Source organism: Pseudonocardia sp. 2-7, from assembly GCF_056341085.1.
Genome location: NZ_CP094507.1, coordinates 782,004 through 801,103, shown reverse-complemented (window position 1 = coordinate 801,103; position 19,100 = coordinate 782,004). Strand labels below are relative to the sequence as shown.

21 protein-coding genes and 1 tRNA gene are annotated in these 19,100 nt (G+C 73.2%); 12 read left to right on the top strand and 10 right to left on the bottom strand.

The window, feature by feature from the left end; genetic code table 11:
* Positions 1-11: 11 nt before the first annotated feature.
* Genes MTO91_RS04080 through MTO91_RS04070 form a run of 3 tightly spaced genes read left to right on the top strand, consistent with a single transcriptional unit; the run spans position 12 to position 2,160 of the window.
* Positions 12-986, top strand: coding sequence for a sugar kinase (locus tag MTO91_RS04080; RefSeq protein ID WP_346101660.1), 975 nt, complete (start codon positions 12-14; stop codon positions 984-986).
* Complete coding sequence (locus tag MTO91_RS04075) at positions 983-1,747, top strand: IclR family transcriptional regulator (RefSeq protein ID WP_405419375.1); 765 nt, start codon at positions 983-985, stop codon at positions 1,745-1,747. The genes MTO91_RS04080 and MTO91_RS04075 overlap by 4 nt, the downstream gene beginning before the upstream one ends.
* Positions 1,744-2,160: a RidA family protein gene (locus tag MTO91_RS04070; protein ID WP_167379109.1), complete on the top strand. Its 417-nt coding sequence runs from the start codon at positions 1,744-1,746 to the stop codon at positions 2,158-2,160. The genes MTO91_RS04075 and MTO91_RS04070 overlap by 4 nt, the downstream gene beginning before the upstream one ends.
* Positions 2,161-2,257: 97 nt before the next feature.
* On the opposite strand, the gene MTO91_RS04065 is transcribed toward MTO91_RS04070, so the two are convergent.
* The 5 genes from MTO91_RS04065 to MTO91_RS04045 all read right to left on the bottom strand — a co-directional run bounded on the left by MTO91_RS04065 (position 2,258) and on the right by MTO91_RS04045 (position 6,474).
* A complete protein-coding gene (locus tag MTO91_RS04065; RefSeq protein ID WP_251785880.1) occupies positions 2,258-2,527 on the bottom strand; it encodes a DUF2277 domain-containing protein in 270 nt (89 codons plus the stop codon).
* 70 nt (positions 2,528-2,597) lie between these two features.
* A complete protein-coding gene (locus tag MTO91_RS04060) occupies positions 2,598-3,623 on the bottom strand; it encodes an NAD-dependent epimerase/dehydratase family protein (RefSeq protein WP_405419379.1) in 1,026 nt (341 codons plus the stop codon).
* A 31-nt stretch (positions 3,624-3,654) separates the two neighbouring features.
* Positions 3,655-4,329 carry a PIG-L deacetylase family protein gene (locus MTO91_RS04055; protein ID WP_062400266.1) on the bottom strand — a complete coding sequence of 225 codons (675 nt, stop codon included), beginning with the start codon at positions 4,327-4,329 and terminating at the stop codon, positions 3,655-3,657.
* Positions 4,330-4,358: 29 nt separating this feature from the next.
* Positions 4,359-5,198, bottom strand: a complete 840-nt coding sequence (locus tag MTO91_RS04050) for a sugar phosphate nucleotidyltransferase (protein WP_251785885.1) — start codon at positions 5,196-5,198, stop codon at positions 4,359-4,361.
* Position 5,199: 1 nt separating this feature from the next.
* Entirely contained in the window at positions 5,200-6,474 is a 1,275-nt protein-coding gene (locus tag MTO91_RS04045; protein WP_476653837.1) for a methyltransferase domain-containing protein, read from the bottom strand.
* Positions 6,475-6,636: 162 nt separating this feature from the next.
* On the opposite strand from MTO91_RS04045, the gene MTO91_RS04040 reads away from it, so the two are divergent.
* Positions 6,637-6,707, top strand: a tRNA-Gln gene (locus MTO91_RS04040).
* 111 nt (positions 6,708-6,818) lie between these two features.
* On the opposite strand, the gene MTO91_RS04035 is transcribed toward MTO91_RS04040, so the two are convergent.
* Entirely contained in the window at positions 6,819-7,466 is a 648-nt protein-coding gene (locus MTO91_RS04035) for an alpha/beta hydrolase (RefSeq protein ID WP_476653836.1), read from the bottom strand.
* 39 nt (positions 7,467-7,505) lie between these two features.
* On the opposite strand from MTO91_RS04035, the gene MTO91_RS04030 reads away from it, so the two are divergent.
* Complete coding sequence (locus MTO91_RS04030; protein ID WP_476653835.1) at positions 7,506-8,465, top strand: Dyp-type peroxidase; 960 nt, start codon at positions 7,506-7,508, stop codon at positions 8,463-8,465.
* 62 nt (positions 8,466-8,527) lie between these two features.
* Here MTO91_RS04030 and MTO91_RS04025 read toward each other — a convergent pair whose 3' ends face one another.
* Positions 8,528-8,971: an OsmC family peroxiredoxin gene (locus MTO91_RS04025; RefSeq protein WP_251787075.1), complete on the bottom strand. Its 444-nt coding sequence runs from the start codon at positions 8,969-8,971 to the stop codon at positions 8,528-8,530.
* A 102-nt stretch (positions 8,972-9,073) separates the two neighbouring features.
* Positions 9,074-9,595, bottom strand: coding sequence for a L,D-transpeptidase (locus MTO91_RS04020; RefSeq protein ID WP_476653834.1), 522 nt, complete (start codon positions 9,593-9,595; stop codon positions 9,074-9,076).
* Positions 9,596-9,936: 341 nt separating this feature from the next.
* On the opposite strand from MTO91_RS04020, the gene glmU reads away from it, so the two are divergent.
* The gene (gene glmU, locus MTO91_RS04015; protein ID WP_251787082.1) at positions 9,937-11,421 is read left to right on the top strand and encodes a bifunctional UDP-N-acetylglucosamine diphosphorylase/glucosamine-1-phosphate N-acetyltransferase GlmU; all 1,485 of its coding nucleotides are present in this window, start codon (positions 9,937-9,939) and stop codon (positions 11,419-11,421) included.
* On the top strand, positions 11,418-12,398 hold the full coding sequence (locus tag MTO91_RS04010) for a ribose-phosphate diphosphokinase (RefSeq protein ID WP_062400231.1): 981 nt from the start codon (positions 11,418-11,420) through the stop codon (positions 12,396-12,398). Before glmU ends, MTO91_RS04010 begins: the two co-directional genes overlap by 4 nt.
* Before the next feature lie 62 nt (positions 12,399-12,460).
* Here MTO91_RS04010 and MTO91_RS04005 read toward each other — a convergent pair whose 3' ends face one another.
* Positions 12,461-12,946 (bottom strand): MarR family transcriptional regulator, encoded by a 486-nt coding sequence (locus tag MTO91_RS04005; RefSeq protein ID WP_476653833.1) that lies wholly within the window; start codon positions 12,944-12,946, stop codon positions 12,461-12,463.
* A 72-nt stretch (positions 12,947-13,018) separates the two neighbouring features.
* Here MTO91_RS04005 and MTO91_RS04000 point away from each other — a divergent pair, with 72 nt between their 5' ends.
* The 5 genes from MTO91_RS04000 to pth all read left to right on the top strand — a co-directional run bounded on the left by MTO91_RS04000 (position 13,019) and on the right by pth (position 17,304).
* Positions 13,019-14,116 carry a substrate-binding domain-containing protein gene (locus MTO91_RS04000; RefSeq protein ID WP_476653832.1) on the top strand — a complete coding sequence of 366 codons (1,098 nt, stop codon included), beginning with the start codon at positions 13,019-13,021 and terminating at the stop codon, positions 14,114-14,116.
* Between the two features lie 97 nt (positions 14,117-14,213).
* A complete protein-coding gene (locus tag MTO91_RS03995; RefSeq protein WP_062400225.1) occupies positions 14,214-14,498 on the top strand; it encodes an FmdB family zinc ribbon protein in 285 nt (94 codons plus the stop codon).
* 77 nt (positions 14,499-14,575) lie between these two features.
* Entirely contained in the window at positions 14,576-15,829 is a 1,254-nt protein-coding gene (fmdA, locus tag MTO91_RS03990; RefSeq protein WP_476653831.1) for a formamidase, read from the top strand.
* 186 nt (positions 15,830-16,015) lie between these two features.
* Positions 16,016-16,714, top strand: a complete 699-nt coding sequence (locus MTO91_RS03985; RefSeq protein WP_357545894.1) for a 50S ribosomal protein L25/general stress protein Ctc — start codon at positions 16,016-16,018, stop codon at positions 16,712-16,714.
* Entirely contained in the window at positions 16,711-17,304 is a 594-nt protein-coding gene (gene pth / locus MTO91_RS03980) for an aminoacyl-tRNA hydrolase (RefSeq protein ID WP_062400221.1), read from the top strand. Before MTO91_RS03985 ends, pth begins: the two co-directional genes overlap by 4 nt.
* A 61-nt stretch (positions 17,305-17,365) precedes the next feature.
* Here the strand turns inward: pth and MTO91_RS03975 are convergent, their stop codons facing one another.
* Entirely contained in the window at positions 17,366-19,048 is a 1,683-nt protein-coding gene (locus tag MTO91_RS03975) for a fatty acyl-AMP ligase (RefSeq protein WP_476653830.1), read from the bottom strand.
* Between the last annotated feature and the right edge of the window lie 52 nt (positions 19,049-19,100).

Sequence of the window (19,100 nt, the reverse complement as noted above, 5' to 3'; positions counted from 1 at the left end):
AGAACCCAGCAGTGGAAACCCCGGGCCGCAGCGCCGTGGTGTGCTTCGGCGAGGCCCTCGCCCTGGTCCCCGACGCGGCCGCCGTCGACGACCCGCGGGCCCCCGCGCACGCCGCGGGCGCCGAGGTGAACGTCGCGCTCGACCTGGCCGCGGCCGGCGTCGCGGTGGCGTGGGTCGGGCGTCTCGGCGACGACCGGCACGGCGCCCTCGTGCAGCACACGCTCGCCGCCGCCGGGGTCGACACCGGTGGGATCGGCGTCGACCCGGACCTCCCGACCGGCCGTTACGCCAAGTCCCCGGCGCCCGACGGCGGCACCGTCATGACCTACCGGCGGTCCGGGTCGGCGGCCTCGGCGGCCGGGCCCGAACTGCTGGAGGTGCCCGCGGTACGCGACCGGATCGCCGTCGCGGACTGGGTGCACGTCGGCGGGATCACCGCGGCCGTGTCGGCGTCCTGCGCGGCCGCACTGGCCGCGCTGCTGGCCCGCCCCCGCCGGTACCGGGTCGTGTTCGACGTGAACTGGCGCGAGCAGATGTGGCCCGACGGCGACCCGGCCCCGGTGGCCGCGCTGGCCGATCGGGCCGACGTCGTACTCGTCGGGGCGGACGAGGCGCGGCGGGTGTTCGGCACCGACGACCCGGCCCGGCTGCGCACGCTGCTGCCCGGCCCGGAGCTGGTCGTGGTCAAGGACGGCGCCCGGCGCGCACTGGCCGTGCACCGCGACGGTGCGGTCACCGAGCGCGCGGCGCTGGTCGTCGACGTCGTCGAGCCGGTCGGGGCGGGCGACGCGTTCGCCGCCGGGCTGCTCACCGGCCTGGTCCGCGGCGAGGACGTGGGCCGCTGCCTGCGCCGGGGCCACCTCGGTGCCGCCGCGGTGCTCGTCGTTCCCGGCGACTCCGCCGCACCGCTGCCCGAGCACCTGCTCGACCTCGACGACGACGCCTGGGCGACCCTGCGCGTGAGCGCCGACCGGGAGGCCGTGTGAGCACCAGCCTGACCAAGGCGCTGCGGATCCTGGTGGTTCTCGGGGAGGGCCCGGCGTCGCTCGACGAGCTCGCCACGGCGCTCGGGGTGCACAAGACCACCGTCCTGCGGCTGCTGCGCACCCTGGCCGACGAGCACTTCGTGCACCGCGACGACCACCACCGCTACCGGCTCGGCTCGCGGCTGTTCGAGCTGTCCTCGCGCGGGCTGGACCAGCGCGAGGTGCGCACGGTCGCCGCACCGCACCTGCACGCGTTCAACCGGGCCCACGGCCACACCGTGCATCTGTCCGAGCGCGACGACGGCGAGATCGTCTACATCGACAAGCTGGAGTCGCTCGACAACGTGCGCATGGCGTCGCGGGTCGGGCTGCGCGGACCCGTGCACTCCACCGCCGCCGGGAAGGTGCTGCTCGCCGACCTGCCCGCGGCGGAGCGGAACCGGGTGCTCGACGACGTCGACTTCCCCGCCCGCACCCCGCACACGATCACCGACCGCGACGCCTACCTGGCCGAGCTCGCCCGGGTGCGCGAGCAGGGCTGGGCCCAGGACCGCGAGGAGAACGAGGCCTCGATCAACTGCATCGGGGCGCCGGTCCGCGGACCGGCCGGAACCGCCGTCGCGGCGGTGTCGGTGTCCGTGCCGACCATCGTCGCCGGCTACGACCAGCTGATGGAGCTGGTCCCGTCACTGCTGGCCGTCACCGGGACGATCTCCCGCGACCTCGGCTGGCGCCCGACCCGAGAGGATCCCCCCGCATGACCACCGCCGCCAACGGCACCGTGACCACCACCGACGCACCCGCCCCCGCGCACACCTTCAGCCAGGGCGTGCGCAAGGGCGGCCTGCTGCAGGTCTCCGGGCAGGGCCCGATGGACCCGGCGACGAAGCAGTACATCGCGCCGGGCGACGTGCACGCCCAGACGCTGCGGACCCTGGAGAACGTCCGCGCGATCCTGGAGGCGGGCGGCGCCTCGGTCGGCGACGTCCTGATGTTCCGCGTCTACCTCACCGAGCGGGAGCACTTCTCCGCGATGAACGACGCCTACGGCGAGTTCGTGTCCCGGCACGTCCCCGACGGTGCCGCGCTCCCCGCCCGCACCACGGTGTTCGTGGGCCTCCCCCACGCCGAGATGCTGGTGGAGATCGACGCCCTGGCCGCTCCCGCCGCGTAGTGCTCGTCGAGACGCACGTTCTCGCCCCCGGCAGGGCGGAAACGTGCGTCTCGGTGGCTGCACGGAGGCGGGCCCGGTTGCTCGGTCCCGCGCCGGATCAGCGGGCGTAGCGCAGCTCCGCCCGCGCCCGGGCCTTCGCCGCCTCCACCTCACGGTCCTTCGGCGGGGCGGTCGTGGTCAGCCCGTCCAGCAGCTCCCGGGTCGCCTCGGCGACGGCGGCGACCGCCCGTTCGAACACCTCGGCGTTGGCCTGCGAGGGCTTCGCCGACCCGGCGATCTTGCGGACGTACTGCAGCGCCGCGGCGTCCACCTCGTCGGGCGTGGCCGGCGGCTCGAAGTTGTGCAGGGTCCGGATGTTGCGGCACATGGCTCCCCCTGGAGACGTCGACGGCCCGCCCCGCGACGGTAGCGCGGGACGGGCCGTCGGCCGAGCGGTCCTACTTCACGACGTGCATCGACCCGTCGAGCTCCCCCGCCGCCTGACGACGGTTGAGCACCGCGAGCCGGGTGAAGGAGTTGTCGAACGCGTCCTGGGTCAGGCCGCGGTCCCGGTACTCGGTGGCGAGCTGCTCGGCACCGGCCGGGATCGTCCAGGACGCCTCGAAGCCGAGCTCCTTGCGCGCCCGGGAGAAGTCCACCCGGTACGACCGCGGGTCGTTGCCGGCCTCGCCGGTGATGTTCAGCGTCGAGCCGGGGACGGCGTCGATCACGGCCTGCGCGATCTCGGCGACGGTCCGGTTGTTCCGCTCGGTGCCGACGTTGTACGCCCGGGCCCGCACGACGTCGGCCGGCGCGCCCAGCGCCGCGACGACGGCACCCGCGATGTCCTCGGCGTGCGCGAGCGGGCGCCACGGGGTGCCGTCGGAGAGCACCGTGACCTCGTTCGTCAGGACCGCGCGCCCGACCAGGTTGTTCAGCACGATGTCCGCGCGCAGCCGCGGCGAGAAGCCGAAGGCGGTCGCGTTGCGCATCGAGACCGGCACGAAGTCGGCGTCGGCGAGCTCGGCGAGGTCGTCCTCGACGCGGACCTTGGAGATCGCGTACGGGGTGACCGGCTTGAGCGGGGCGTCCTCGTCGACGAGGTCGTCCCCGGACTGGGCGCCGTAGACCGAGCAGGTGGAGGCGTAGACGAAGCGGCCGACACCGGCCTCCTTCGACAGCCGCGCCAGCCGGGACGACGCGTGGTGGTTGATGTCGTAGGTGATCTCCGGGGCGAGCGAGCCCAGCGGGTCGTTCGACAGCGCCGCCATGTGGACGACGGCGTCGAACCCGGCGAGCTGCTCCACGGTCACGTCGCGGAGGTCGGTCTCGAAGCCCTCGACGTCGGGGGTGTCCAGCGAACCCAGCACGCAGTCCGCGAACAGCCCGGAGTCCAGGCCGGTCACCTCGTGACCCGCGGCCGCCAGCAACGGCGCCATCACGGTCCCGAGGTAGCCCTGGTGCCCGGTGAGCAGTACGCGCATGAATATCCCTTTCTCGGCGGTGTGTGCGGGGTCAGAAACCGTTCGGCTCGGAACCGACCATCGGCGCTGCGGACAGCGTCAGCTTCTGGACGTGGAAGCCCTCGGCGTAGCGGGCGTGGCACTGCACCCCGCGCACGCGGGCCAGGCCGCGGAAGGTCTCGTCGTCGAACCAGGTCCGGTCGCGCTGGCTGCCGTAGTGCTCGTTGAGCTTGGCGATCTTCTCGGTGAGCACCGGCTCGGACAGCGGCAGGAAGACCGTCGGCTGGGCGAGGTCGCCCTCCCACTTGAGGATCTCGTAGCCGAGCGTCAGGTGGTCGCGGAACGCGGTCGGGATCATCTGCGACAGCGTCCGGTGGTCCTGGTGGGCGTCGTGCGGCGACGGGCCGATCACCAGGTCCGGCTCGCTGCGGCTGCGCAGGTCCTCCAGCGCCATCTTCGCCCGCTCCCAGTGCTGCGGGACGCGGCCGTCGGGCAGGTCCATGACGACGACGTCGAGGTGCGCGCCCGGGGTGAACGCGGCCAGTGCGGCCCGCTCCTCCTCCTCGCGCAGCGACCCCGCCCCGGTCAGGACCAGCGCGGTGACCTGCACCCCCGGATAGGCGCGGCACAGCTCCAGGAGCATCCCGCCGGCCCCGATCGGGATGTCGTCACAGTGGGCGCCGAGCAGCAGGATGCGGTCCAGCCGCTCGGGCAACAGGTTCAGCACGGTCTCTCGTTCCCCCCCGGAATCGCGGCCTAGTCGCGCTGGTGGCTGCTGCGGTGCATCTCCGCGATCGCGGCCTGCAGCGGGTCCTGGTCGGTCTCGTGGGACTCCCAGAGCATCCACGGTCGCGCGCCGCTCTGGTAGGCCGCCTCCAGCGCGTTGCGCTCCTTGACGGTGTCCGCAGGCTGCCAGAAACCGCGGTGCCGGTAGGCCGACATGCGGCCCTTGCGCGCCAGCGGGGCGGCGGCGTCGGCGATCAGGTCGCAGTCCTTCTCGAGGAAGTCGAAGATCTCCGGCCGGAACATGAGGTAGCCGCCGTTCTCCCAGATCGGCATCTCCTGCAGCGTGGTGATCGACTCGAGCCTGCCGTTGTCGTCGACGTCGACGCAGTGGAACGCCGACTGCGGCGGCACCGCCATCAGCTGCCCGACGGCGTCGGTGCCGGCGAACTGCTCGACCATCCTGTCCAGCGGGGCGTCGGTGAGGACGTCGGCGTAGTTCGCGTGGAACATCTCCTCGTCCTTGACCAGCGCCTTCACCCGGCGCAGACGCTCACCGATCGGCGAGTCCAGACCGGTGTGGACGAACGTGATGTTCCAGTCCTTGATGTCGCTGCCCATGAGCTCGACCTCGCCCTGGTGCAGCACGAAGTCGTTGGACTCGGTCTCGTCGTAGTTCAGGAAGTAGTTCTTGATGTGGTGCGCGCCGTAGCCCAGGCACAGGACGAAGTCCTTGTGGCCGAAGTGGGCGTAGTAGCGCATCACGTGCCAGATCAACGGGCGCGGCCCCACCGGGTGCATCGGCTTCGGGAGGTCGGACGCGCCATCGCGCATCCGCATGCCGTAACCACCGCAGAACAGGACGACCTTCACGTCAGACCACCTCGAGCGACGGGATCGGGAAGACCAGCGTGCCGCCCCACTCGCGGACGTAGGACAGCTGCTCGGTCAGCTCGGTGCGCAGGTTCCAGGGCAGGATCAACACGTGGTCGGGGCGGTCCTGCGCGATCCGCTCCGGAGCGAAGATCGGGATTCGGGTGCCCGGCGTTAGCCGCCCGTGCTTGTACGGGTTCCGGTCCACCGTGTACTCGAGCAGGTCGGGCCGGATGCCGCAGTAGTTGAGCAGGGTGTTCCCCTTGCCCGGGGCGCCGTAGCCGACCACGCGCTTCCCCCGCCGGCGGGCGTCGATGAGGAACGCCACCAGGTCGTCGCGGATGGTGGAGACGGCCTCGGCGAACCCGTCGTGCCCCTCCGGCGTGTGCAGCCCGGCGGCCGCCTCGGCGGCCAGGACCTCGCGGACCGTCGCGCTCGGCTCACCGGCGACCTCGGCCGGGCGCGCCCACATGCGGATGGAGCCGCCGTGGGTGTCGAGCAGCTCGACGTCGACCAGGGTCAGCCCGCCCGCGGCGAGCGCCCGCTGCCCGGTGAGCAGCGTGTAGTACTGGAAGTGCTCGTGGTAGATCGTGTCGAATTGCTTGCGCTCGACGAGCGTGAGCAGGTGCTGGACCTCGATGGAGACCCAGCCGTCGTCGGCGACCATGGCGCGCAGTCCCTGCGCGAAGCCGACGACGTCGGGGATGTGGGCGAACACGTTGTTGCCGCAGACCAGGTCGGCCGGGCCGTGCTCGGCGCGCACCCGGGCGCCGGTCTCCGGGGTGAGGAACGCGGTCAGCGTCGGGACGCCCTTCTCGCGGGCGGCCTCGCCGACGTTCACGCTCGGCTCGACGCCGAGGCAGCGGATGCCCTTCGCGACGACGTGCTGGAGCAGGTAGCCGTCGTTCGAGGCGACCTCGACGACGAACGAGCCCGCGTCCAGCCCGGCGCGCTCCTGCGCCGAGTCGACGAATCGGCGCGCGTGGTCCACCCAGGACGAGCTGAACGAGGAGAAGTAGGCGTACTCCTCGAACGTCTCCTCCGGGCTGATCTCCGGCGGCAGCTGGGCGAGCAGACACGAGTTGCACACCCGCACGTGCAGCGGGAAGGTCTGCTCGGGCTGCTGTGCCGTCTGCTCGGTGAGGAACAGCTCGCAGGGCGGTGTGGCGCCCAGGTCGCAGAAGCTGCGCAGGTCGGTCGTGCCACAGAGACGGCACGTCAACGCGGTTCCGGACCCGATCGACGACGTCGTCCCGGAAGCATCCGTGTTCAGCACGCACGGGAGTGTGTCAACCCGACGCGGATCCGCCGCGCCCGGGGTGCGGATCACCCTTTCGTGGGCGTTTGTCCGTGATCCCGGTCATCCCCGGCCGACGCGCAGGGCGGGTGCGCTGCAAGGACGGCGTCGCCGACGTGTCACGATGACGAGGCCCCACGATCCGCCGTGGTGTAACGGCAGCACCTCGGATTTTGGTTCCGATGGTCCAGGTTCGAATCCTGGCGGCGGAGCAGGCTGCTGACTTGGGAACGGCCCGGCAGGCTCTCCCCGTCCGGGCCGCACACCGCTTCCGACATCCGGTTCCGACGTCGACCCCCGCGGCCGGCGGACCGGGGCCCGGGTCACGGGGTGGCGAGGAACCCGGCGACGGCGGCGGCCAGCCGGTCCAGGAACACCCGGTGGTCGAGCCCGGCCGCCGGGCGCTCCCCCGGCGGCAGCTCGGTCATGGCGACGTCGAAGTGCCCGACGCCCTCGTGCACGGTGACCGTCACCGGACCGGGCGCGGCGCGCAGCAGCTCCGTCGACGACGGCGGCGTCACCACGTCCGCCGCTCCGACGTGCACCGCGACCGGCACCGTCACGGCCGCGAGCGCGCCGGGCGCGGCGAACCAGCCCACCGGCGGCGCGATCGCGACGAGCCGCGACACCCGGGGCTCGGCGGGCACCGCGAGCTCCGCGCCGTCGCGGGTGCACGGGCGGGCACCGGCGAGGCAGAGCGCCGCCCACCCGCCGATCGAGTGCCCCACCGCGACGACGGGCAGGGCGTCGCGGTCCGGGTGCACGGCGAGCGCGTCGTGCAACAGCGCGACCCGCGCCCGCAGCTGCCCGGGCGTCACGGTCGCGGGGGCGAACCGCTCCGCGGGCGGGGCGAGGACGTCCCACCCGGCGGCACGCAGCGCACCGGTCAGCGTGGCGTAGCGGCCGGGGTCGCCGCCCGCGCCGGGGCCGAACAGGACGATGCCGCGGTGCCGGGAGGGCGGGGTCGTCACGGCCCCACCGTAGCCACGGGGTCGCTACGCTCCGGCGGTGTGACCCAGGCGACCGAACGCGCAGTCCCACCACCGGAGCCCCAGGACGTCACCGCCCCGCTCACCGCCGCGGCTGCCTTCCTCGTCCTGCGGGTGGGCGACGGGCCGGACTCCGACGCCAGGGTCCGGTCGACACTCGCCGCGACCTCCGACCTCGTCAGGAACGTCCGCATCGGCGCCGACGGGGCGGCGTTCCACTGCACCGTCGGGATCGGGCACCGGGTGTGGGAACGGGTCGTCGGCGGGCCGCCGCCGCGCGAGCTCGCACCGTTCCGCGAGATCACCGGCGCGAGCCACACCGCCGTCGCCACCGAGGGGGATCTGCTCTACCACCTGCGGGCGGACACCACGGACCTGATCGTGCGGTTCGAGATGATGCTGCTGGAGGCCTTCGGCGACACCGTCACCACCGTCGACGAGACCGCCGGCTTCCGCTACCGGCACGGCCGGGACCTGCTCGACTTCGCCGACGGGACGGCCAACCCGGACGGGGCGGGCCTCCCGGCCGCGACCCTGGTCGGCGAGGAGGACCCGGCACACGCCCGCGGCAGCTACGTCGTCGTGCAGAGGTACCTGCACGACATGACCGCCTGGCGCGGGCAGAGCGTGGCCACCCAGGAGGAGATCGTCGGGCGGACCAAGTTCGACGGGGTGGAGCTGCCGGACGCCGAGGAGGGCCAGAAGTCGCACAAGACGCTGTGCACGATCACCGACGACGACGGCGTCGAGCACGACATCCTGCGGGACAACATGCCGTTCGCCACGCCGGGACGGGGCGAGTACGGCACCTACTTCATCGGCTACAGCCGGCACCTGTGGGTGGTCGAGACGATGCTGCGGCGGATGTTCGTCGGCGACCCGCCGCCGTTGCACGACCGCATCCTCGACTACTCGACCCCGACGACGGGCTGCACGTTCTTCGTGCCGTCGCGGACGGTGCTGGACGGGCTCGACGGCTGACCCCGGGACACGACGACGCCCCCGACCGGGATCCGGTCGAGGGCGTCGCGACGTGCCGGGTCTCAGCTCTCCAGCGCGGCGTCCAGCGTGATCTCGACGCCGGTCAGCGCCTTCGACACGGGGCAGCCGGCTTTGGCGGCCTCCGCGGCCTTGGCGAAGCCGTCGGCGTCGAGTCCGGTGACCTCACCGCGCACCGTCAGCGTGATGCCGGTCAGCTTGAAGCCGCCGTTGTCCTTGTCCGGGCCGAGGGAGACGTCGGCCGAGACGTCGAGGGACTCGGGGGTCCCACCCGCCTCGGCGATGTTCGCCGAGAGCTGCATCGCGTAGCAGGCGGAGTGCGCCGCGGCGATGAGCTCCTCCGGGCTGGTGGTGCCACCGGCGTCGTCCGCGGCGCGCTTGGGGAAGCTGACCTCGTAGGTACCGACCTTGGAGCTGGACAGCTCGACCTGGCCGGATCCCTGCTCCAGAGAGCCGTTCCATGCGGTGCGGGCGCTGCGCGTGGGCATCGTTACCTCCGTGTCGTGGGGACCGATTTTGCACAACCGATCACTCGGCAGTCTTCTCCGCCCCAGCCGTTCCCGCCACCCCGGACCGCGAAACGCCTCCGGTCACTGCGGGATGTTGGTGACCTCGACCCGGTCGCCGACCTGCAGCGAGTTGAACCAGCGCTCGGCGTTCGCGCGGGACAGCCGGACGCAGCCCGCGGACTCGGTCTCGGTGTTGCCCTCGTGGAAGGCGATGCCGCCGGGGGCGAAGAAGACCGCGAACGGCATCGGTGCGTTGTTGAACTCCGCGCTGCGGTGGTCCTTGTTCTTCCACTGGACCTGGAAGACGCCGGCCGGGGTGCGCTGGCCCTTCTTCCCGAACGACGCCGGGACCGGCCCGGCCTCGATCCTCCCGTCGCGGATCAGCCACGCCGTGCTGTTCGCGAGGTCCACGCAGGCGCGCGCGGCCGCCGAGCAGGGCGTCCCCTCGGCGCGACCCGGACCGCCCCGGTCGGACTCCGTCGGCGCCGCGGACGCGGTCCCGATCATCCCGGCGGTCAGCCCGGCCAGCACCAGGGCCGCCACCGTGGCCAGGACCGCCATCACCCGGGGCCGCCGACGGCGTCCCTCGACCTCGCGCGTCATCGCACTCCGCTCATCATCGCGGACGGTGACCGGCCGGTCACCGTCGTCTGAACGGTGGAACGAGACCGGTACCCGACCGGTTACCACCCGAAGGGTTGATCTTGGGTTTACGGCGGCGTCACCGCGGGCGCGACGGGCCCGCCGGGTCACCCGGGGCCGTCCCCGTACGATGCCGTACCGGCACGGCGCGTCCCGCGTCCTCCGCCCGGCACGGGCGGCGAGTCCGGCAGGAGGAACCGAACATGCCCGAACCCGACCGGGCCGGCACCGGTGACCGACCGGCACCCGGAACCGCGACGGTCGCAGCCGGCATCGTCCTCGCGGCGGGCGCGGGTTCGCGGATGCGGTCGTCGACGCCGAAGGTGCTCCACGAGCTGGGCGGGCGCAGCATGCTCGGCCACGCGGTGCACGCACTGGCCGGTACCGCCCCCGAGCACCTCGTGGTCGTCGTCGGGCACGAGCGCGAGCGGGTGGAGCAGGCCGTCGACGGCATCTCCGCCGCCCTCGGACGCACCGTCACCACCGCCGTCCAGGAGCAGCGCCTCGGCACCGGCGACGCGGTCCGCAGCGGCCTCACCCCGCTCCCCGCGGACCTGACCGGCACCGTCCTGGTCACCTACGGCGACGTCCCGCTGCTCGACACCGCGACCCTGTCCGCGCTGGTCACCGAGCACGCCGACCACGGCGCCGCGGTCACCCTGCTGACCTGCGAGGTCGCCGACCCCACCGGCTACGGCCGGATCGTGCGCACCGCCGACGGAGCCGTCACCGGGATCGTCGAGCAGACCGACGCGACACCGGAGCAGCGTGCCATCGCGGAGGTCAACTCCGGCGTCTACGCCTTCGACGCCGCGTTCCTGCGCGCGGGCATCGCGGGCCTGGCCGCGCACAACGCCCAGCAGGAGCTCTACCTCACCGACCTGGTCGCCGCCGCCGTCGCCGCGGACCGGACGGTGCACGCCGTCCGCTGCGACGACGAGTGGCGCGTGCGCGGTGTGAACGACCGCGTCCAGCTCGCCGAGCTCGGCGCGGAGCTGAACCGCCGCGTGCTGCGGGAGTGGATGCTGGCCGGGGTCACCGTGGTCGACCCCGCCACCACCCGGGTCGACGTCGGCGTGCGGCTCGCGCGCGACGTCGTCCTGCACCCGGGCACCCAGCTGCACGGCGCGTGCGAGGTCGACGAGGCCGCGGTGATCGGGCCCGACACCACGCTGACCGACACCGTCGTCGGGGCCGGCGCGAGCGTCGTCCGCACCCACGGGTCGGAGTCCCGGATCGGGCCCGGCGCCTCGGTCGGGCCGTTCGCCTACCTGCGCCCGGGCGCCGTCCTCGGCGAGCGCGGCAAGATCGGCACGTTCGTCGAGGTCAAGAACTCCGACATCGGCGCGGGCACCAAGGTCCCGCACCTGACCTACGTCGGGGACGCGACGATCGGCGAGATGAGCAACATCGGCGCCTCGTCGGTGTTCGTCAACTACGACGGCGTCCGCAAGCAGCGGACCGTCGTCGGATCCCACGTGAGGACCGGGTCGGACACCATGTTCATCGCCCCGGTCACGGTCGGGGACGGCGCCTACACCGGCGCCGGGACCGTGCTCCGCGACGACGTCCCGCCGGGGGCGCTCGCGGTGTCGGGTGGAGCACAGCGCACCATCGAGGGGTGGGTGCCGCGCAAGCGGCCCGGCACCCCGGCCGCCGAGGCGGCACAGCGGGCGGGCAGCGACCCGTCCACGAACGGCACGACCAGCAACGACGGCGCAGGTCACACCACCTCCGCCGGTACGACGGACCCGAGAGACCTCAGCCGAGGAGGCACCGCACGGTGAGCGCGATCGCAGGCACTCCCAAGAAGAACATGATGCTGTTCTCGGGGAGGGCGCACCCGGAGCTCGCCGAGCACGTGGCGAAGGAGCTCGACGTCACGGTCACCCCGCAGTCCGCCTACTCCTTCGCGAACGGTGAGATCTTCTGCCGCTTCGAGGAGTCGGTCCGCGGGAGCGACGCGTTCGTGATCCAGGCGCACTCCGCCCCGATCAACGACGCGATCATGGAGCAGCTGATCATGGTCGACGCGCTCAAGCGCGGGTCGGCCAAGCGGATCACCGCGGTCATGCCGTTCTGGGGCTACGCCCGTCAGGACAAGAAGCACCGCGGCCGCGAGCCCATCTCGGCCCGCCTCGTCGCGGACATGTTCAAGACCGCCGGTGCCGACCGGATCCTGACCGTGGACCTGCACACGTCGCAGATCCAGGGCTTCTTCGACGGCCCCGTCGACCACCTGTTCGCGCTGCCGGTGCTCGCCCAGCACATCAAGAGCACCCGGCCGACCGACAACTTCGCGGTCGTCTCCCCCGACTCCGGCCGGGTGCGCCTGGCCGAGCGCTGGGCCGAGACCCTCGGCGGGACCCCGCTGGCGTTCATCCACAAGACCCGCGACCCGCGCAAGCCGAACGAGGCCGTCGCGAACCGGGTCGTCGGTGAGATCGAGGGCCGCTGCTGCGTCGTCATCGACGACATGATCGACACCGGTGGCACCGTCGCGAAGGCGGTCGAGGTGCTCCTCAAGGAGGGCGCCTCGGACGTGATCGTGGCCGCCACCCACGGCGTGCTGTCCGGCCCGGCCACCGAGCGCCTCGCGAACTGCGGCGCGTCGGAGGTCATCTTCACCGACTCGCTGCCGATCCCGGCCGAGAAGCGGTTCGACAGCATGACCGTGCTGCCGATCGCCCCGCTGCTGGCCGAGGCGATCCACCAGGTGTTCGAGGACGGCTCGGTCACGAGCCTGTTCGACGGCAACGCCTGAGCACTCCGCACGTCCGCCGACGGCGTCCCACCCGCGGGTGGGGCGCCGTCGGTCGTTCCGCCTCAGCCCTCGGTCGTGGCGAGCCGCGCCAGGCCCGGCGCCCCGGCCCGCCCGGTGGCGTCCTGCAGCCGCCGCAGCACGTCGTCGAACAGGGCGGCGTCGGAACCCAGCAGGTCCCGGTAGCGGTCCAGCACCCCGGCCGCCGCGGCGTCCCACTCCGCGAGTGCCGCGCGGCCCCGCCCGGTGGCGACGACGAGCACCCGGCGCCGGTCGACGACGTCGGGCCTGCGGTGCACGAGGTTCGCCGCGGTCATCCGGTCCACGAGCTTGGTCGCCCGCGGCGCCAGCAGCAGCGCGTGCTCGGCGACCACGCTCATCGTGCAGCCGCCGCGCGAGGCGAGCAGGCCGAGCACCCGCCACTGGTCGACGTCGGACCCGCAGCCGCGCAGGGCGTCGTCGAGCTCCTGGTCCAGCGTCCGGCCCACCGCGCAGAGCAGGCGCAGCGACTCGTCCCCGGACGGCCGCACGTGCTCCGCGGGCTCCGACATGAGCGCATCGTAACCGGACGTTTTCCGACGAGGCGCTAGGTGGGCGACGCCACGATGGATAGCGTCACCTGCATGACTCCGTTCCCGGACCCCGGGCGCGCGACGGCGGTGCCGGCGCGCGGGAGCGAGGTGCTGAACGTGGCACTGGTCGTCCCGCTGCAGGGTCCGGCGGGCATCTTCGGCCCGTCCTGCGAGACCTGCGCGACGCTGGCCGCCGAGGAGGTCAACGCCGCGGGCGGGGTGCTCGGCCGGGAGCTGAACCTGGTGCCGGTCGACGGCGGCGCGCCACCCGCCGTCGTCGCCGCGGAGCTCGACGCGCTGGTCAGTGCCGGCGCCGTGGACGCGGTCACCGGCTGGCACATCTCGGCGGTCCGCGAGGCCGTCGCGCCCCGGATCCACGGGCGGGTGCCCTACGCCTACACCGCCCTGTACGAGGGCGGCGAGCAGCGACCGGGGCTGTTCCTGACCGGGGAGACCCCGGACCTGCAGCTGGGCCCGTCGCTGAGCTGGTTCGCCGAGGCCGCCGGGGTGCGCCGCTGGACGATCGTCGGCGACGACTACGTGTGGCCGCGCCGGTCCGCGCAGGTCGCGGCCGAGCACCTGCGCCGGATCGGCGGGACGGTCTGCGACGAGATGTACGTCCCGCTGGGCACCGAGGACTTCTCGCGCGCGCTGCGCCGAGTCGAGGCGAGCGGCTGCGACGCCGTCCTGATGCTGCTGATCGGCAACGACGCCGTCGAGTTCAACCGGGCGTTCTGCGCCCTCCGGCTGGACCGGGAGATCCTGCGGTTCAGCTCGCTGATCGAGGAGAACGTGCTGCTCGCCTCGGGGCCAGAGAACACCCGCGGCCTGCTCACCTCGGCCGGCTACTTCGAGGACCTGGCGACGGCGTCGGGGCTGGACTTCGCGGCCGCGCACGCCCACCGCTTCGGCCCGGACGCGCCGGTGCTCAACAGCCTCGGCGAGTCCTGCTACGAGGGCGTCCGGCTGCTGACCGAGCTCATGCGCCGGGCCGGGTCGCCGGAGGTCCCGGCGATGACCGCGGTGGCCGAGGGGCTGGCCTACGAGAGCCCGCGCGGGACCGTCGAGGTGCACGGGCGGCACCTGCGCCAGCAGGTGTTCCTCGCCGTCGCCGACGGGGTGGCCTGGGACGTCGTCCAGCAACTCTGACGGGTGCGTTGACACCCCGGCCCGTCGGTCGTACTTTCCCAGGAAAATATTTCCTCGGATGCATGTCGGGTCGCCCGGCGTGCCGGGAGGTACGACCGTGGCGCTCTACGTCTACCGGTGCGGGGCCGACGGCCCCGTCGAGGAACGGCACCCGATCGGCAGCGCCCCCGCGACGGCGCGCTGCCCCACCTGCGGGGAGCAGTCCCCGCGCGTCATCACCGCACCGATGCTCGGCCTCGCCGACCGCGGCCGGATGGCCCTGATCGACCGCACCACGGCCACCGCCCACGAACCGCAGGTCGTCTCCGCCCCACCGCCGCGCCCGCTGCGCCCCGGCGGGCCGCCGCTGCACCCCGCCACCCGCGGTCTGCCGCGGCCCTGACCGCGTCGCACCGCCCCGCGCCGACCGCTGCACCCCGTCCGCCCCGCCCGCGTCCGCACCGACCCCGGGAGTGTCCGATGCCCAGGAACGTCTTCCCCCTCGACAGCACCAAGACCTTCACCGACCAGCAGCTGACCGGCCACAACCGGTGGCACCCCGACATCCCGGCGCAGGTGCACGTCAAGCCCGGGGACACGTTCCGGGTCGACTGCCGCGAGTGGTTCGACGGCGCCATCCACAACGACGACTCCGCCGACGACATCCTGAACGCACCGCTCGCCGGGGTGCACGTGCTGTCCGGGCCGATCGCCGTCGAAGGGGCGCAGCCGGGTGACCTGCTGATCGTCGACATCCTCGACGTCGGGCCGATCCCGCAGGAGGACTCCGGGCCGCTGGCCGGGCAGGGCTGGGGCTACACCGGGGTGTTCGCCACCCGCAACGGCGGCGGCTTCCTCACCGAACAGTTCCCCGACGCCTACAAGGTCATCTGGGACTTCCGGGGCGGGACGGCCACCTCCCGGCACGTCCCGGGGGTGTCGTTCACCGGGATCGTCCACCCCGGGCTGATGGGGACGGCGCCGTCGCCCGAGCTGCTCGGCCGCTGGAACGCCCGCGAGCAGGCGCTGATCGACACCGACCCGGAGCGGGTGCCGCCGCTGGCCCTGCCGCCGAACCCGGACTCGGCGATCCTCGGCTCGCTGACCGGCGCCGACTTCGACCGGGCCGCCGCGGAGGCCGCGCGCACCGCACCGCCCCGGGAGAACGGCGGCAACCAGGACATCAAGAACCTCACCAAGGGCAGCCGGGTCTTCTATCCGGTGTTCGTCGACGGCGCGAACCTGTCGATGGGCGACCTGCACTTCTCCCAGGGCGACGGCGAGATCACCTTCTGCGGCGCGATCGAGATGGGCGGCTTCATCGACCTGCACGTCGACGTCATCAAGGGCGGCATGGCGACCTACGGCGTCTCCGAGAACGCGATCTTCGTACCGGGCAACACCGACCCGCAGTACAGCGAGTGGATCGCGTTCTCCGGCACCTCGGTCACCCTCGACGGCGAGCAGCGCTACCTCGACTCGCACCTGTCGTACCAGCGGGCCTGCCTGCACGCGATCGACTACCTGACGAACTTCGGCTACTCCCCGATCCAGGCCTACATGATCCTCGGGGCCGCGCCGATCGAGGGCAGGCTGTCCGGTGTGGTCGACATCCCGAACTCGTGCTCGACGGTCTACCTGCCGACCGGGATCTTCGACTTCGACGTCAAGCCGGGCAAGAACGGCCCGCACCGCATCGACCCGGGCCAGGGCGTCCCGCACTCGGCGGCCTGACCAGCGGGGTCCGTGGCCGTCCCGGGGGGCTGGCCCCGGGACGGCCACCGGCCTGGCGTACTCTTCTCGGCATCTCCGCGGCGAGGGCGGGTGCACTCTTGACCCGCCGTGATCGACGTGGGCCGATCCCGGTCGGCTCCTCGCCGCGCGCGCCTTCCACCGCAGACAGTTCGAGGAGCAGTTCCCGTGGCCCAGACCCGCATTCCCGCCGAGACCCGGACCGAGTTCGGCAAGGGCGCCGCCCGCCGCACCCGTCGCGCCGGCAAGATCCCCGCCGTCCTCTACGGCCACGGGACCGACCCCGTCCACCTGTCGCTGCCGTCGCTGCAGTTCGCCGCGGTCGTCCGCGAGCAGGGCCGCAACGCCGTGCTGGAGCTCGACGTCGACGGCAGCAGCCCGCAGCTCGCGCTGACCAAGACCGTGGTCGTGCACCCGCTGCGCCCCTACATCGAGCACGTCGACCTGCTCGTCATCAAGCGTGGCGAGAAGGTCGAGGTCGAGCTCGACGTCGTCGTCACCGGCGAGGCCGTCCCCGGCTCGCTGGTCACCCAGGACCTCAACACCGTCCTGGTCGAGGCCGACGTGCTGAACATCCCGGAGAACATCGAGATCTCCGTGGAGGACGCCGAGATCGGCACCCAGTACTTCGCCAAGGACCTGAAGCTCCCCGGTGGCGTCGAGCTGCGCACCGACGAGGAGTACCTCGTCGTGCAGGTCGTCCCGGCCCCGACCGAGGAGGACCTCGAGGCCGAGATCGACACCGAGGGCGCCGGTGTGGTCGAGGAGCCGTCCGACGAGGAGCAGGCCACCGACGCCGAGGCCGAGGGCGACTCCGCCGAGGGTTCCGCGGACTCCGAGGGCGACTCCGAGTCCTCCGACAAGTGAGCCCCGTGCCGGGGCCGGCCCTCGTCGTCGGACTCGGGAACCCGGGGCCGGACTACGAGGGCACCCGGCACAACGTCGGTACCCGCGTCGCCGCACTGCTGGCGACGCGGGCCGGCGCCGGCCGGTTCTCCGCGCACAAGCGGTCGAACTCCGACATCGCGCAGGGCCGGCTCGCCGGTCGCCCGGTGACCGTGGCCGTCCCCCGGACGTACATGAACCTCTCGGGCGGCCCGGTCGCCGGGCTCGTGCAGTACTTCTCGATCCCGCCGACCGAGGTGATCGTCGTCCACGACGAGCTGGACCTCGACTTCGGCGTGATCCGTCTCAAGCGCGGTGGTGGCGAGGGCGGGCACAACGGCCTGCGCTCGATCAGCAAGGCGCTCGGGACGAAGGACTACCTGCGCGTGCGGTTCGGCATCGGCCGGCCGCCGGGTCGTCAGGATCCGGCGGACTACGTGCTCAAGCGGTTCTCCGGCGTGGAGAACAAGGAGCTGGACCTCGGTCTGGACCTCGCCGCGGACGCCGCCGAGGCCCTATTGTCCGAGGGCCTGGAGCCGGCGCAGAACCGGTTCCACCCGCTGTCGGGCTGAGCCCCGTCCTCCACGGGAGCCCCGGTCCCTCCGCAGGGACCGGGGCTCCCGTGCGTCCGGGTCAGCGACGGGCGGTGAGCAGGTCCGCCGTCGCGGTGCGGCGCAGCTTCCCCGACGGCGTCTTCGGCAGGCTCCCCGGGGCCAGCACCGCGACCTCGGCCGGCCGCACCCCCACCGCGGAGACGACGCGGCGGATCACGTCGTCGCGGAGGGCACGCACCGCCTCGGGGCCGTCGGCCCCCTTCGCCTCGACGGCGACGGCGAACGACTCCCGGCGCCGCCCGTCACCTGCCGGGATCCGGACCGCGACGACGTTGCCCGCGCGCACGCCCTCGGCCGCACCGGCGGCCCGCTCGATGTCGGTCGGGTAGATGTTGCGCCCACCCATGATGATCACGTCCTTGGTGCGGCCGCACACCACGACGGCGCCGTCGGGGGTCAGGTAGCCCTCGTCGCCGGTGTCGAACCAGCCGTCGCGGTCCTGGGTGGACACCGGGCCGTCGACGGTGAGGTAGCCGGGCGTCACGGCGTCGCCGCGCAGGTGCAGCACCCCGACCTCCCGGGGGCCCAGTACGCGACCGCCGCTGCCGACGACCTTCACCTCGATCCCGGGCAGCGGCGGTCCGAGCTCGGGGAACTCCCGCACCGGACCGGTGCCCGCGGGCTCGGCGCGCCGGTGCGTCTCCAGGGACTCGGCGTCGACCCGGTCCACCGTCAGCCCGGTGTGGACGGGCGCGAAGGACACCCCGAGCGCGGTCTCCGCCATCCCGTAGGCACACAGGACCGACTCCGGTCGCAGCCCGAAGCGGGCACCGGCCTCGGTGAACGCCGCGACGGCCGCCGGGTCCACCGGCTCGGCGCCGTTGAGCGCCAGCCGCAGCGAGGAGAGGTCGAGCGCGCCGTCGTCGACCCGGGCGAGCTGGCGGGCCAGCACGGCGTAGGCGAAGTTCGGGGCCGCGGTGACGGTGCCGCCGTAGGACGAGATCAGCTCGGCCCACAGCCGCGGGCGGCCCAGGAAGTCCGCGGGGGTGACGGTGACCAGGTCCAGCCCGACCGTCATCGGGACGGTCAGGAACCCGACCATCCCCATGTCGTGGAACAGCGGCAGCCACGACACCATCCGGTCGGTCGCGAGGTCCAGAGCGGACGCGGTCACCATCGCCCCGATGTTGGCGTGCAGGTTCGCGTGGGTGATCCGGACCGCCTTCGGGGCGGCGGTCGAACCGCTCGTGAGCTGCAGCAGCGCGGTGTCGCCCTCGTCGGCGACGGCGGCGTCCGCGACGAACGCGGCGGGGTCGCCGGTCAGCGAGTCGAGCATCCGGAACGGGACGCCCCGCTCGGTCAGCACCGGCGCGAGCGCGTCGAAGGGCGGGCCGAGCAGCACCATCGCGGCGTCGACCATGCCCAGGGTGGTCACGGTGTCGGCGGCCCACTCGGCGAGGTCGGTGCGCGGGGTCGGCTGGTGCAGCATCGTCACGCTGCCGCCGCACAGCCACACCGCCTGCGCGGCGGGGGCGATCGCCGCGGGCTCGCCGGCCAGCACCCCGACGGCGCCGCCGAAGGGCAGGGCCGGGCCGCCGTCCTCGCCGGGGCGTCGCAGGGCGTCCGCGATCCCGCGGGCCGTCTCGTGCACCTCCGCCCAGGAACGCCGAACGGGATCGTGCGGCTCCCCCGTCGTCATCCCACGGGCGAGCCCGCCGGGAACGGTCGCGGACTCCAGCAACGTCGCCAGGAATCGGGACATGGGCCCGAATGTAGCGACGAACCGCCCGTGCGGGGCGGCACGATCGACGACC

Bases quoted from the DNA above. Each gene is read 5' to 3' on its own strand.
- MTO91_RS04070 (WP_167379109.1), top strand. From the start codon at position 1,744: ATGACCACCGCCGCCAACGGCACCGTGACCACCACCGACGCACCCGCC.
- MTO91_RS04065 (WP_251785880.1), bottom strand. From the start codon at position 2,527: ATGTGCCGCAACATCCGGACCCTGCACAACTTCGAGCCGCCGGCCACG.
- MTO91_RS04060 (WP_405419379.1), bottom strand. From the start codon at position 3,623: ATGCGCGTACTGCTCACCGGGCACCAGGGCTACCTCGGGACCGTGATG.
- MTO91_RS04025 (WP_251787075.1), bottom strand. From the start codon at position 8,971: ATGCCCACGCGCAGCGCCCGCACCGCATGGAACGGCTCTCTGGAGCAG.
- MTO91_RS04020 (WP_476653834.1), bottom strand. From the start codon at position 9,595: ATGACGCGCGAGGTCGAGGGACGCCGTCGGCGGCCCCGGGTGATGGCG.
- glmU (WP_251787082.1), top strand. From the start codon at position 9,937: ATGCGGTCGTCGACGCCGAAGGTGCTCCACGAGCTGGGCGGGCGCAGC.
- MTO91_RS04005 (WP_476653833.1), bottom strand. From the start codon at position 12,946: ATGTCGGAGCCCGCGGAGCACGTGCGGCCGTCCGGGGACGAGTCGCTG.
- MTO91_RS04000 (WP_476653832.1), top strand. From the start codon at position 13,019: ATGACTCCGTTCCCGGACCCCGGGCGCGCGACGGCGGTGCCGGCGCGC.
- fmdA (WP_476653831.1), top strand. From the start codon at position 14,576: ATGCCCAGGAACGTCTTCCCCCTCGACAGCACCAAGACCTTCACCGAC.
- MTO91_RS03975 (WP_476653830.1), bottom strand. From the start codon at position 19,048: ATGTCCCGATTCCTGGCGACGTTGCTGGAGTCCGCGACCGTTCCCGGC.